Annotated in this window: 14 protein-coding genes and 1 pseudogene; 9 read left to right on the top strand and 6 right to left on the bottom strand. The window is 41.9% G+C overall.

All coding sequences use genetic code 11. The annotated features are described in order from the left end of the window. Positions 1–85: 85 nt before the first annotated feature. Complete coding sequence (locus BV455_RS07365) at positions 86–2,032, bottom strand: ABC-F family ATP-binding cassette domain-containing protein (RefSeq protein WP_017434447.1); 1,947 nt, start codon at positions 2,030–2,032, stop codon at positions 86–88. Positions 2,033–2,151: 119 nt separating this feature from the next. On the opposite strand from BV455_RS07365, the gene moaC reads away from it, so the two are divergent. From moaC to tatC, 4 genes are read left to right on the top strand one after another with little or no spacing between them, the layout of a single operon-like run. Further along, positions 2,152–2,673, top strand: a complete 522-nt coding sequence (moaC, locus tag BV455_RS07360; protein WP_026078395.1) for a cyclic pyranopterin monophosphate synthase MoaC — start codon at positions 2,152–2,154, stop codon at positions 2,671–2,673. After that, positions 2,663–3,301: a redox-sensing transcriptional repressor Rex gene (locus tag BV455_RS07355; protein WP_017434445.1), complete on the top strand. Its 639-nt coding sequence runs from the start codon at positions 2,663–2,665 to the stop codon at positions 3,299–3,301. Before moaC ends, BV455_RS07355 begins: the two co-directional genes overlap by 11 nt. Before the next feature lie 16 nt (positions 3,302–3,317). Then, positions 3,318–3,470 carry a twin-arginine translocase TatA/TatE family subunit gene (locus tag BV455_RS07350; RefSeq protein WP_017434444.1) on the top strand — a complete coding sequence of 51 codons (153 nt, stop codon included), beginning with the start codon at positions 3,318–3,320 and terminating at the stop codon, positions 3,468–3,470. Positions 3,471–3,490: 20 nt separating this feature from the next. Continuing rightward, on the top strand, positions 3,491–4,237 hold the full coding sequence (gene tatC, locus BV455_RS07345; protein ID WP_017434443.1) for a twin-arginine translocase subunit TatC: 747 nt from the start codon (positions 3,491–3,493) through the stop codon (positions 4,235–4,237). Positions 4,238–4,239: 2 nt separating this feature from the next. Here the strand turns inward: tatC and BV455_RS07340 are convergent, their stop codons facing one another. After that, positions 4,240–4,434 (bottom strand): YdiK family protein, encoded by a 195-nt coding sequence (locus BV455_RS07340; RefSeq protein WP_017434442.1) that lies wholly within the window; start codon positions 4,432–4,434, stop codon positions 4,240–4,242. A gap of 3 nt (positions 4,435–4,437) precedes the next feature. Beyond that, complete coding sequence (locus BV455_RS07335; protein WP_017434441.1) at positions 4,438–5,172, bottom strand: CPBP family intramembrane glutamic endopeptidase; 735 nt, start codon at positions 5,170–5,172, stop codon at positions 4,438–4,440. 277 nt (positions 5,173–5,449) lie between these two features. On the opposite strand from BV455_RS07335, the gene groES reads away from it, so the two are divergent. Together groES and groL are read left to right on the top strand one after the other, a co-directional pair. Beyond that, positions 5,450–5,734 carry a co-chaperone GroES gene (gene groES / locus BV455_RS07330; protein WP_017434440.1) on the top strand — a complete coding sequence of 95 codons (285 nt, stop codon included), beginning with the start codon at positions 5,450–5,452 and terminating at the stop codon, positions 5,732–5,734. Between the two features lie 83 nt (positions 5,735–5,817). Then, positions 5,818–7,437, top strand: a complete 1,620-nt coding sequence (gene groL, locus BV455_RS07325; RefSeq protein WP_017434439.1) for a chaperonin GroEL — start codon at positions 5,818–5,820, stop codon at positions 7,435–7,437. Between the two features lie 736 nt (positions 7,438–8,173). Here the strand turns inward: groL and BV455_RS07320 are convergent. From BV455_RS07320 to BV455_RS07310, 3 genes are read right to left on the bottom strand one after another with little or no spacing between them, the layout of a single operon-like run. Then, positions 8,174–9,007, bottom strand: coding sequence for a DUF817 domain-containing protein (locus BV455_RS07320; protein WP_061579158.1), 834 nt, complete (start codon positions 9,005–9,007; stop codon positions 8,174–8,176). Between the two features lie 16 nt (positions 9,008–9,023). Then, complete coding sequence (locus BV455_RS07315) at positions 9,024–9,245, bottom strand: helix-turn-helix domain-containing protein (protein ID WP_017434436.1); 222 nt, start codon at positions 9,243–9,245, stop codon at positions 9,024–9,026. 10 nt (positions 9,246–9,255) lie between these two features. After that, on the bottom strand, positions 9,256–9,735 hold the full coding sequence (locus tag BV455_RS07310) for a DUF2975 domain-containing protein (protein WP_017434435.1): 480 nt from the start codon (positions 9,733–9,735) through the stop codon (positions 9,256–9,258). Between the two features lie 157 nt (positions 9,736–9,892). Between BV455_RS07310 and BV455_RS07305 the strand changes: the two are divergent. From BV455_RS07305 to fumC, 3 genes and pseudogenes are all read left to right on the top strand, one after another. Next, positions 9,893–10,086: pseudogene (locus tag BV455_RS07305) on the top strand (recombinase family protein); the annotation flags it as partial. 245 nt (positions 10,087–10,331) lie between these two features. Next, complete coding sequence (locus BV455_RS07300) at positions 10,332–11,966, top strand: APC family permease (RefSeq protein WP_218687908.1); 1,635 nt, start codon at positions 10,332–10,334, stop codon at positions 11,964–11,966. Between the two features lie 626 nt (positions 11,967–12,592). Further along, positions 12,593–13,963, top strand: coding sequence for a class II fumarate hydratase (gene fumC / locus BV455_RS07295; protein WP_061579161.1), 1,371 nt, complete (start codon positions 12,593–12,595; stop codon positions 13,961–13,963). Positions 13,964–13,992: the final 29 nt, after the last annotated feature.

The raw sequence follows: 13,992 nt of genomic DNA, 5'->3' as shown, positions 1-13,992 counted from the left end.
ATAAAATTGGGGATAAGTTTGTGGGTATGTGATTAACTAAAAAAACATCCACCTGTTCATAACGGGTGGATGTTTGTGTATTTTGTTATTTTAGTGTATGAAGTTCTTCCCATTCCACTAATAATAGATCCAGTTTTTGTTTCATTTCCTCGTTCTCTTTTGTCAGCTGTTGCACTTTTTCATGATCTTGGTAAATGTCAGGATCGCATAATTGTTCTTCCACGTGCGCAATTTGTTGTTCTAATTCGCTAATTTCCGCTTCGATTTCTTCAATGCGGCGCTTGCGCTGCCGCTCTAGTTTTTTTGCTTCTTTTTCTTGTTCATAATTCAATTTTTTCGTTGATTCTCCATCAGGAAGGTTCGCATTGGTTTGCCGCTGCTCCGCAGCAGCGAGACGTTCGAGTTCCAGCATTTCTTCTTTTTTGGCGATATAGTAGTCATAGTCACCTAAATATTCGGTAATTCCATCACTAGAAAGTTCGTATATTTTCGTGGCGATGCGATTGATAAAGTAGCGGTCATGAGAGACGAATAAAATCGTTCCAGGGTATTCAATTAAGGCGTTCTCGAGCACCTCTTTGCTGTCTAAATCAAGATGGTTGGTCGGTTCGTCTAAAACAAGGAAGTTCGCTTTTTGCATCATCAATTTGGCAAGCGCCAGTCTTGCTTTTTCCCCGCCGCTTAGCTCCGATACATGCTTTAGCACATCATCCCCAGAGAATAAGAAGTTTCCGAGCACGGTGCGGATTTCTTTTTCCGTTTTGTCAGGGAATTCATCCCAAAGTTCATCGAGCACGCGCTTATTTGAGGACAAGTCGGCCTGGTTTTGGTCATAGTAGCCGATTTGTACGTTCGAGCCGTAGCGGAAATGCCCTGCTTGTAGCGGGAGTTTATTGACAATCGCTTTTAGCAACGTGGATTTGCCGATTCCGTTCGGTCCAATCAAAGCGACGCTTTCCCCGCGCGTGATGCGAAAGCGGACATTGCGAAAAATTGGCTGATCCGCATCGTATCCTACTGCGACATCTTCAGCGATTAACACGTCATTGCCGCTTTGCCGCTCGATTTCGAAGGAAAACGAGGCAGCTTTTTCGTCCCCGATCGGCTTCTCCATTCTTTCCATTTTTTCGAGCCGTTTTCTTCTGCTTTGCGCGCGCTTGGTTGTCGAAGCGCGGGCAATATTGCGCTGAATAAAATCTTGCAGCTTTGCAATTTCTTCTTGCTGTTTTTCATATAGTTTTCGTTCCCGTTCGTATTCCTCCGCCCGTTGCTCTAGGTAACGGCTGTAATTGCCGCTATACCGCTTTAATGTTGCACGTGACAGTTCGTATACTTGGGTGACTACTTTATCGAGAAAATAGCGGTCATGCGATACAATTAAAATAGCGCCAGGATACGTTTGTAAATATTGCTCCAACCATGTTAATGTTTCGAGGTCTAAATGGTTGGTCGGCTCGTCCAAAATAAGCAAATCGGGCTTCATTAACAGCAATTTTCCGAGCGCCAGCCGCGTTCGTTGTCCGCCGCTTAGCGATTGGACAGGAGTCGTCATATAATCGTACTTAGAAAACTGCAAACCGTGTAAAATGGAGCGAATATCAGCTTCGTATTGGTAACCACCTTGTTCTTTATAGCGCTCTTGCAACGCGTCATAGTCTTTTAATAGTTTTTCATAACGGGAAACGTCTGCAAGCAAATCGGGATCGCCCATTTGCATTTCCATCGCTCGCAATTGCTTCTCCATCGCCTTTAACGGGGCGAATACCGTCATCATTTCTTCCCAAATCGACAACGAAGAGTGAAGCCCGCTGTCCTGGGCAAGATAGCCGATTGTTACTTCTTTTGGTTTAATAATCTCCCCGCTATCGTAAGACATTTCACCGGCAATGATCTTTAATAGGGTCGATTTCCCGGCTCCGTTTCTCCCAACGAGAGCGATACGGTCTTTTGATTGTATTTCTAATTTTATATTCGATAAAATAAGGTCAGCGCCAAAATATTTTGTCAGTTGGTTAACTTGTAAAATGATCATTGTTTTTCACCTCGCGTTTGACAATAATAGTGTAGCGTAAGTGACTTTCTTATCGCAATAAAACGATAAAAGACAGATGACGAAAAATAGTGTATAGTTTATAAGTGGAGGAGATTATGTTGTCATCATTTACCCATTTCAACGAACAAGGCCGGGCAAAAATGGTCGATATTACGGACAAAGAGGATACGGTTCGCATAGCGGTCGCGCAAACAAGTGTGACAGTAAATAAGGAAATTTATGAAAAAATGACAAACCACGCGATCGAAAAAGGGGATGTGCTTGCCGTTGCGCAAGTGGCAGGTATTATGGCAGCGAAAAAAACAGCCGATCTCATTCCAATGTGCCATCCGCTTATGCTAAAAGGTGTCGACATTCAGTTTGCCTGGCATGTCGAAGAAGAAAAAGCGTTGTATCAATTGTTGATTACCGTAACGGTGAAAACGAAGGGAAGCACGGGGGTGGAGATGGAAGCGCTAACGGCTGCCTCTGTATGTGCGCTGACAGTATATGATATGTGTAAGGCGTTAGATAAAGGAATGGTTATTGGCCCAACCTATTTGGTAGAGAAAACAGGTGGAAAGTCAGGACATTATCAACGCGAAAAAAGAAGTGCTGGGGGATTCATCAATGAGCAATGAACAGCCAAAAATTCCGCAAGCAACGGCCAAACGTTTGCCGTTATATTATCGTTTTTTAAAAAATTTACACGCTTCTGGAAAACAACGCGTTTCTTCTGCCGAACTGAGCGAGGCGGTCAAAGTCGATCCTGCGACGATCCGCCGCGATTTTTCCTATTTTGGAGCGCTTGGCAAAAAGGGATACGGATATAATGTCAACTATTTGCTGTCATTTTTCCGGAAAACGCTCGATCAAGATGAGGTAACGGAAGTTGCACTATTTGGAGTCGGGAACTTAGGCACCGCATTTTTAAATTATAATTTTTCGAAAAACAATAATACGAAAATTGTGATGGCATTTGACGTAGATGAAAGGAAAGTCGGTACAGAAGTCGGCGGGGTGCCTGTCTATCATTTGGATGAATTGGAAGACCGTCTTCACGAGGGGATTCCAGTAGCGATTTTAACGGTGCCGGCCCATGTCGCTCAGTGGATTACCGACCGTCTTGTCCAAAGAGGAATTAAAGGAATTTTAAATTTTACACCAGCGCGCTTAAACGTACCCAAGCATATTCGCGTCCATCATATTGACTTAGCGGTCGAATTGCAGTCGCTCGTTTATTTTTTGAAAAACTACCCGCTTGAATAAAAGGAGAGAATGAAACGTGAAATATTTATTAATCGTGCTTGTCATTTTATTATTGTTTGGAACAAAAAAACTTCCGGAATTGGGCAAGTCGCTCGGTCAATCGCTCCGCGAATTTAAGGATGCGACGAAAGGATTAGCCGATGAGGATGAAAAAAAAGCCGACCAATGATGAGTTAGGATGGTTGACATATGAACGATAAAGAAATGTCGGTGTATGAGCACCTAGGAGAGTTGCGAAAACGGCTTATCATTGTTCTTGTTTTTTTTGGCATTGCTTTGATAGGAAGCTTCTTTTTTGTAGAACCGGTCATTTTATATTTGCAGCGGACGGATGAAGCAAAAGAATTGACGATGAATGCGTTTCGTTTGACAGATCCGATCAAAATTTATTTTCAGTTTGCTTTTGTCATTGCCTTTGTTCTTACTGCTCCGGTTTTGCTTTATCAACTTTGGGCGTTTGTCAGTCCGGGATTGTATGAAAAAGAGCGAAAGGTCACTTTAAGTTATATCCCCATTTCGATTGTTCTCTTTTTCGCTGGCGTTAGTTTTGCGTATTTTGTTTTATTTCCGTTTGTCGTTCGCTTTATGCAAAATTTGGCGGAACGCCTGGGTATTCATCAAGTCATCGGTATTAATGAATATTTTGAATTTTTGCTTCAGCTCATCTTGCCGTTTGGCATTGTCTTTCAGCTGCCGGTAGTAGTGATGTTTTTCACAAGACTTGGTTTGATTACACCGATGTTATTGATCAAAATACGAAAATACGCTTATTTGGCCTTGCTGATTGTAGCTGCGGTCATTACGCCGCCGGATGTATTATCGCAAGTCATCGTGATGATTCCGCTTTCGATTTTATATGAGGCAAGCATTTGGATTTCCAAGATGGCTTACCGCAAAGTGCTATTGGCGCAACAGGAACAAGAAAACCTCCCGTGAAATCAAACGGGAGGTTTATTGCGAAAGTGGAGTGCGAATAGACGTATTGCTGCTCCAAAATCAAGCGTAGCCAGGATGGCAAGGAAGATCGTGAAAAAGTTCCAAATCGTATCTTTTGCACTTTGAATGGACAAGTAAGTAAATAGCACTCCCATCAGAAAATAGAAAAAACCAAATTGTAATGGCGTCCCTTTCATTGTTTAAAAGCCCCCAATAATGAGTTGTATCTGCTCTGTCTGCCGCATTATTTTTTCAATTTCATCGGCAAACAATGTTTGTATGACGACCACGAACGTATTCATGGTAACATGGGCGAAAATCGGAACGAAAATGCGTCCCGTTTTCGCATAAAGAAAGGCAAACGTAAATCCCATTGCTGCGTACAAGAGCAGGTGTTCGAGTTCCATATGGACGATGGCGAATAAAAGCGAACTAACTAGCGCGGAAATGAAGAAGTTGTATTTTTGATATAGCGTTCCAAAAATAATTTTACGAAAAATTATTTCTTCTAAAATCGGACCGATAATGGAAGTCACGACCATTAATAAAGGGGTGACTTGAATGATTTCAACAATTCGTTTTGTGTTTTCCGAGCCTGGTTCGATACCAAGCAAACGCCATTCAACATTAGCGGCAAGGCTTTGGGCAAAGAGCGACAAAAAGACGCCGCTGACCGCCCACATCCAAGCGACGGGCAAAGAAACGCGATGACGAGTATGCCGTTGTTTTATATCCTCACGCAAGAAAAAGATAATAATAAAAAACGCAATAGCAAAGCTAATGACCGCCCAATAGCCAGAGGCGAGCTTTGCGGCAACGAGTTTATTTTCGACATGTTTTCCCACGCCGAGAAAGCGCAAAAGCGGAACTCCTACAATACCAGACAGTTGCATGATGATATACGTAATAATGACATACCAATATTGTCGTTTCAAGGAAACTAACCCCTTTGCCAACAAAATAGTGATACTTCCCGTATTTTAGCACATCTTTTGCAAAAATATAAAAAAATTGATTGCCGCCGTTTATCGATCATGGAAATGTGAAATACTTGAAAAGGGTATAGAAGGAGTAAAGAAAAGCAGTTATTTTTTTTGTATTTCCTACTTGCAAAAAAAGGAGAAGTTCATTAATATTATAAGTGTGTTAGCACTCGATTAAGATGAGTGCTAATAAGAACGGCGAAAATTATTGTTAAGGAGGTTGTTTTCCGTGTTAAAGCCATTAGGTGATCGCGTTGTCATTGAAGTGATTGAAACGGAAGAAAAAACTGCAAGCGGTATCGTATTGCCAGACACTGCGAAAGAAAAACCGCAAGAAGGCAAAGTAGTTGCTGTTGGCAAAGGACGTGTGCTTGACAGCGGTGAGCGTGTAGCTCCGGAAGTAGAAGTTGGCGATCGCGTTATTTTCTCGAAATATGCTGGAACAGAAGTAAAATATGACGGCAAGGAATATTTAATCTTGCGTGAAAGCGACATTTTGGCTGTTATTGGCTAATATACAGCGTTTATAACATAGATATATACAAAATACTTAACCAAAATACTTAACGATTCCATTTTATAAGGAGGTAACGGGGTATGGCAAAAGAAATTAAATTCAGCGAAGAAGCTCGTCGCGCGATGTTACGCGGTGTGGACAAACTAGCAGATGCGGTAAAAGTAACATTAGGACCAAAAGGCCGTAACGTCGTATTAGAGAAAAAATTTGGTTCGCCATTAATTACAAACGACGGTGTAACAATCGCGAAAGAAATCGAATTAGAAGACCCATTTGAAAACATGGGTGCGAAACTTGTTGCGGAAGTTGCAAGCAAAACGAATGATGTTGCTGGGGACGGTACAACAACGGCAACAGTTTTAGCGCAAGCAATGATCCGTGAAGGATTGAAAAACGTTACAGCTGGCGCTAACCCAATGGGCATCCGCAAAGGTATTGAAAAAGCGGTCGCTGTGGCAGTAGAAGAATTAAAAGCAATCTCTAAACCAATCAAAGGAAAAGAATCGATTGCCCAAGTTGCAGCGATCTCTGCGGCTGACGAAGAAGTTGGTCAATTAATCGCAGAAGCAATGGAACGCGTCGGCAACGACGGTGTTATCACATTAGAAGAATCGAAAGGCTTCACAACAGAACTAGATGTTGTTGAAGGTATGCAATTTGACCGTGGTTATGTATCTCCATACATGATCACAGATACAGAAAAAATGGAAGCAGTGCTTGAAAATCCATACATCTTAATTACAGATAAAAAAGTTTCTAGCATCCAAGAAATCTTGCCTGTATTAGAGCAAGTGGTACAACAAGGCAAACCATTATTAATCATCGCAGAAGATGTGGAAGGCGAAGCGCTTGCAACATTAGTTGTGAACAAACTTCGCGGTACATTCAATGCGGTAGCGGTTAAAGCGCCTGGCTTTGGCGATCGTCGTAAAGCAATGCTGGAAGACATCGCAATCTTAACTGGCGGTGAAGTCATCTCCGAAGAACTAGGACGCGAATTGAAATCGACAACGATCGCATCGCTTGGCCGTGCTTCGAAAGTCGTTGTAACGAAAGAAACAACAACGATTGTGGAAGGCGCTGGCGATTCTGACCGCATTAAAGCTCGCATCAACCAAATCCGTGCGCAATTAGAAGAAACTACTTCGGAATTCGACCGCGAAAAATTACAAGAACGTCTTGCAAAATTAGCTGGCGGCGTAGCAGTAATCAAAGTTGGTGCAGCTACAGAAACAGAATTGAAAGAACGCAAATTGCGCATTGAAGACGCGCTCAACTCTACTCGTGCAGCTGTCGAAGAAGGTATCGTAGCCGGCGGTGGTACGGCATTAATGAACGTATACAGCAAAGTGGCTGCGATCGAAGCAGAAGGCGACGAAGCAACTGGTGTGAAAATCGTTCTTCGCGCAATCGAAGAGCCAGTTCGCCAAATCGCGCAAAACGCTGGTTTGGAAGGCTCTATCATTGTTGAACGCTTAAAAACAGAAAAACCTGGCATCGGCTTCAACGCTGCTACTGGTGAATGGGTAGACATGATTGAAGCTGGTATCGTAGACCCAACAAAAGTAACTCGTTCCGCTCTGCAAAACGCAGCTTCTGTTGCCGCTATGTTCTTAACAACTGAAGCAGTTGTCGCTGACAAACCAGAAGAAAACAAAGGCGGCAACAACGGAATGCCTGACATGGGCGGAATGATGTAATAATCGCCTAAAAGCCTTGGAACACTAGGGTTCCCCCTGGTGTTCCTTTCTTTTTTGACCGCGGAAAAATCATAAATTTTTTATGAAGCTTCCCATTCGTTCGCTGAACTTTTGGGAAGCTTTTTCTTCTAAGTTTTTAGTCATATGAGCATAAATCGTTGGCAGATTGTGTTGACCTGTGTTCAGAACTAATTGGGCTGAATGATATAAATCCTGAGTTACATTAGTTTTTAGATTTATATTCTTGGAAGGCTGTATTGCACTACATATAGGGTTCTCTCCGTCAATTTTCCTAAAAGATAGAAATCGGCTTAAGCTTGAAGATTAGACTTAATTTAACTGAAAGGCCAAATGTGTCTGTCCCATCTCTCTATACATTAATAAAGTGGAGGTTTGGTTAATATTAAATAATAGTGTTTCATCAACATATTCAGCTTGACACCGGACATAATCTTTAGTGATGGAAACAGGGTGTATTGGATATTTAAAAGGTGCTCCATGCATTTTAGTTACACTAACATATAATTGTCCATCGGTACCGTCAAGAATTTTGTGTAATGTAATGGAGTAGGGTTTCTCTGAATGGATTTGGAATGAATAGGGGACTGGTTTTTCTCCACACGGGGCTGACTCAACATCGCTTAAAGGCGATGTTTTGAGTCAGCCCCTCTTATCGTTACTCCGAAAAAGCGCCCGATAACTGAATAACACGTGAGCTTTCATTAGTGGGTATAGCTTAAAAAGAACCTCTATCCCGTTCCTTTAAATGATTATCCAACGCCTCTTGAACCTTATCCTTCTTGGGTGAAACAATTTTTCCCTTAACCTGCTTTAACGTCGCTACTATAAGAAAGCTAACAATCACTAATAGGAACCATGAACTCACCTTTCCTAGATGTACGAGACTCCATGCATCGGTTTGGTTTGGATATTCCCAAGCTCCAAAGAACGTTGCGATATTTTCGGCTATCCATATAAAAAATCCGATGAGCACAAAAGAAAGTGCGAGTGGCATACGGTAACGAGTTCCATCAACCTCGAATGTGACCCATGATTGCCAAAAGACGATAATTACAAGCCCAGATAACCACCAACGAACGTCAATCCAATAATGGTGGGTGAAAAAATTTAAATAAATCGCAGCTGCAAGAGGTACAACTACCAAAAACGGTGGCCAATTAACCAGTTCAACCTTAAGCCTCCTCCACGCCTGGCAAAGATAACTCGCTACACTTGCGTACATGAATCCACTATACAAAGGCACTCCAAAAATTTTGAAATATCCTTCTTCTGGATAAGACCAGGAGCCCATATGTACCTTGAAAAGTTCAAGAGCAAGTCCAATAAGGTGGAACAATGTGATAACCTTTAGTTCATCCCGTGTTTCAAGCCCGGAACGCACCATCCACCACTGCATCAGAAGGCAGATGATGAGCAGCCAGTCATACCGTGGTAGGAAGGGAAGTGGCATGAATTTTGTAAAAGCCAAAGAGGCAAAAATAACGACAGGAAACAAACATGATAGGGCCTGCTCCCAACCAAAACGAACGAGTTGTTTTAGCGCTCTCATGATTTGTGCCTCTTTATTATCCTTGAGTGTCTTCGTCACTTTTGTATTCTAAAATATCTCCAGGCTGACATTCTAAAGCCTTACAAATCGCATCTAAAGTTGATAATCGAATCGCTTTTGCCTTTCCATTTTTCAATATAGAAAGATTAGCCATCGTTATTCCAACCCTCTCCGAAAGTTCTGTAACGCTCATTTTCCTTTTAGCCAACATCACATCAAGATTGATTATAATCGCCATTGTTTTCACCTCAGATCGTTAAATCATTTTCTGATTTTATATCTATGGCATTTTTTAATAGTTTTTGAAGAATAGAAGCAAAGACTGCAACCACCATGCAACCAAAAATAATGACCATTCCGATTAGTATAATACCTGGGGCATCGTCTACCTCTGCCATGAGATATAAGAGTGGCATAAATACCACATATAAGGCACCGATGGTGATGGCACAGTATTTGATATTCTTTAAAGCCTTTACAGATAATTCCGAAAACGCCTGGTTCTTGTCAATATAGCTTAAAAGTTTTAAAGCCTGGTACAATGCAACGAAAAATACTATCGCTGTTACATACAACCCAATTAAAAAAGGATATTGCAAAAAATCTAACTTTGGATTTAATTCTGCAAAATATTCAGCTATCCCAGGTAACAAAAATATACACAAAGCAAGGACAGGAAGTCCCATAAGAACAACAGCGAACTTTAAAAAGAGTGTTTCTCGTTTCATAAAAAGCACCTCACTTATTTATTGTTAATTTTATTGTTAATTTGATTTTAATACGCATTTTATCGTTTTACAATAAATTATTATTTATTTTTATTATATTTTTATTGTTTTATAGAAATATCCTTTTAATTTTAGACAAAGATAAAAAGCATTCCTCATTACAAAGAAATTACAAATCGAGGAATTAAAGAAAGAAGGATGTGAGGTCATCTTTGAAGAGAAGTTCACAGGAACAAAAACAGATAGACCTCAGTTCAAGAAGTTACTCAGCAATTGCAAGAGGGCAACACTTTAGTGGTAACAAAGCTAGACCGACTTGCAAGAAATACAAAAGAGGGAATTGAAATCATCATTTTTTTAGCATAGGATTTAATAAAAGAGTAAATTGCGATAACCTCGATCATTAGCTGAATAATTTTAATACTATTTAGAAAAATCACGCCTTTATCATACCAAAATTTGATTTATTACTAATTTGAAAATGTTTTTGATATTATTAAAATAAAATAAATACATTGATTTGTCCCCTGGAATGGATCTATCAAGCAATCTTCTCTCCCTATAGTTACTACATACTTATGAAAGGGGTAAAATGGATGAATACTATGCACCGAAAGATGGGAACTTTCGCGCTTATGATGACGGGGCTCGGATCCATCATAGGATCCGGTTGGCTGTTTGGTGCTTGGAAGGCTGCCGAAATCGCCGGTCCAGCGGCTATTTTTTCTTGGATAATTGGGATGGTTGTTATCCTATGTATTGCTCTTTCTTATAGTGAATTGGGTGCTATGTTTCCCGAAGCCGGGGGAATGGTAAAGTATACGCAGTACTCTCATGGATCTTTTGTGGGATTTCTTGCTGCCTGGGCGAACTGGATTGCTATTGTTTCTGTTATTCCGGTGGAGGCAATCGCTTCCGTGCAATATATGAGCTCGTGGCCATGGGATTGGGCGAAGTGGACACATAGTTTAGTAGAAAACGGAATGCTTACGCCAAAAGGTCTTGCTATTGCTTCCGTGTTAATTCTTATTTACTTTTTCCTCAATTACTGGACCGTAAGTTTGTTTGCAAAAGCAAACTCACTTATAACCATATTTAAAATTATCATCCCTGGATTAACCATTGGCGCACTCTTGTTTGTTGGCTTTCATGGGGAAAACTTTACCTACGGTCATAGTGTGGCGCCTTATGGATGGTCAAGTGTGTTGACAGCGGTGGCTACGTCTGGCATTGTGTTCGCGTTTAATGGATTTCAAAGTCCAATTAATATGGCGGGAGAAGCTAAAAAACCAGGTCGATCCATTCCTGTTGCAGTAGTGGGTTCTGTTCTGATTGCGACGGTTATATATACGCTGTTGCAGGTGGCTTTTATCGGTTCTGTTGATCCTTCCATGCTTGTGCACGGTTGGCATCATTTAAACTTTAACTCTCCATTTGCCGATTTAGCCATTGCTTTAAATATCAATTGGTTAGTGATCTTATTATACGTTGATGCTTTTGTTTCTCCTTCCGGTACAGGAACAACTTATACCGCTACAACAGCGCGTATGATTTACGGTATGCAAAAGAATGGATATTTGCCGGGGGTTTTAGGTAAGCTGCATCCTATTTACGGAGTTCCACGTCCAGCTATGTTTTTTAATTTGGCCGTATGTTTTATTTTTTTGTTTTTGTTTAAAGGCTGGGGCGTATTGGCAGAGGTCATTTCCGTTGCCACCTTAATTTCTTATATTACTGGTCCTATTACTGTAATGACATTAAGACGAACAGGAAAGCATTTGTACCGTCCTCTTCGTCTTAAGGGACTGCGTATTATTGCGCCGTGCGGATTTATCTTTGCTTCTTTAACACTATATTGGGCGCGTTGGCCGCTTACAGGACAAGTATTGTTTATTATGATCATCGGGCTTCCTGTTTATTTCTACTATCAAGCAAAAATGAAATGGAAGGGTTTTCGCCAAGATTTCCGAGCAGGTATTTGGATGGTTGTCTACTTGTTATCCATGATGTGTATCTCCTATTTGGGAAGTGAAAAGTTCGGGGGGATAAACATCATCCCATATGGTTGGGATATGATTATTATTGCATGCTTATCTCTTGTTTTTTATGCTTGGGCCGTAAAAAGCGGATTTGAAACAGAATACCTGCAAGAAGCTAATAAAGTAAATAAAGAGATGAGAGACAGAGACGCCATTATGGTGGCTGATTCCAAACAGAAAGTAGCTTTGTAAAAAGCTGCTTTCTAATTGCCAAGATGGTAAGAGGGGGGCTATTAAGTCTTTCATCTTTAAACTACTTATCCATAAGTGGTGACGAATAATGGCACCATTGCTTCGGATATTCCAGGGTATGTAAAGAAAAGCCGGTTTTCAGCCGGCTTTTTCCTAATTTAATAGATAAATAAGCACGATCCCACTAACAATGAACAAAAGAGAAAGGAAAAGCAAAAAAGGCAAAACTGCCCAGCCGATCGGCCGCAAAAAAGCATCTCCAACGGCACAATGCACTTTTTATTTTCGCTTTCTTTCCATTGCTTCCACTCTTCGCGCCATTTGTAAACAGCGAAGGGCGATAATCCGGCTCCAAGCACAAGCAGAACAACCCCTAAAACAATCATTATCTTTGCTCCTTTACACCACTCGTGAAACAAAATTTAATAAAATTTTTCCGACACCATACATACTGTAATATTATGCATGAACGGGCGCTACCCATGGTCTCAATGATGCCGGCGAAGTAATGAGAAACATGGTTTCTCTTCATCAATGCTTCGCTCCTGCTTAGAAGTGAGTTTACTTTTGTAGGAATGGGTATAAAACATAATAGGCGATGAAAATGGCAAAGGAGGCTTATTTTCATGAAAGAAAGAATCGAGCGCGACTCGTTAGGAGAGGTGAGAGTGCCGGCCGATAAATATTGGGGCGCGCAGACGGAGCGAAGCCGAAATAATTTTAAAATCGGTGCGGAAAAAATGCCGCTGGAGCTGATTTACGCCTACGCCCAGCTCAAAAAGGCGGCGGCGATCGTTAACCATGAGTGCGGCAAATTAAGCGAGGCGAAAAAGAATGCCATTTGCAGCGCATGTGACGAGATACTAGCTGGAAAGTGGGATGAACATTTTCCGCTCGTCGTTTGGCAGACAGGCAGCGGGACGCAAACGAATATGAATGTAAACGAAGTCATCGCCAGAAGAGCGAACGAGCTGCTGCCGGAAGGAGAAGGACGCATTCATCCAAACGACGGTGTCAATATGTCGCAAAGCTCGAACGATACGTTTCCGACGGCGATGCATATTGCCGTCTATACGAAACTGCACGAGCATCTATTGCCGGCGTTAGACGGCCTGATCAGCACTTTTTTCGAAAAAGAAGCGAAATACAACAATACGATAAAAATCGGACGGACGCATTTGCAAGATGCCACACCGCTGACCTTTGCCCAAGAGATTTCGGGGTGGCGGACGATGCTTGAGAAAAGCAGGAACATGATCAAACAGGCAAGCGAACAGCTGTTAAATTTAGCGGTCGGCGGGACAGCGGTTGGCACGGGATTGAATGCGCCGGATCCGTTTGGCGATAAAGTGGCTGAGCAGCTGCATAAACAAACAGGCTATCCGTTCCGTTCATCGATCAATAAATTCCATGCTTTAACAAGCCATGATGAAATCGTTTACGTTCACGGCGCCTTAAAAGCGCTGGCGGCAGATATGATGAAAATCGCAAACGATGTGCGCTGGCTGGCAAGCGGCCCGCGCTCCGGTCTGGGCGAGATTACGATTCCGGCCAATGAACCAGGAAGCTCGATCATGCCGGGGAAAGTGAATCCGACTCAATGCGAAGCGCTGACGATGGTGACGGTGCAAGTATTTGGAAACGATGCGGCAATAGGGTTTGCCGCCAGCCAAGGGAATTTTCAATTAAACGTATTTAAGCCGGTGATTCTTTATAATATAATGCAGTCGCTCCAACTGCTGGGTGATGCGATTCATTCGTTTGATATTCACTGCGCTAAAGGTCTTGAAGCGAATGAAGACAAAATGAAGGAATATGTCGACCGCTCGCTCATGCTGGTGACCGCCTTGAGCCCGCATATAGGATATGATCGAGCGGCTGAAATAGCGAAACTGGCGTTTAAGGAAGGATTGACGCTTAAAGAAGCGGCGCTGAAAACGGGATATGTCACCGCCGAGCAGTATGACCAGTGGGTGAAACCGGAGAACATGGTGTGACGATAGAAAAAACATCCTGGCAGCTCCAG

Origin of the sequence: Parageobacillus caldoxylosilyticus, from assembly GCF_019272935.1 — a bacterium.
GTDB lineage: Bacteria > Bacillota > Bacilli > Bacillales > Anoxybacillaceae > Saccharococcus > Saccharococcus caldoxylosilyticus.
Note: the sequence above shows the minus strand (reverse complement) of the source record. Positions and strands in the feature narration are given on the sequence as shown.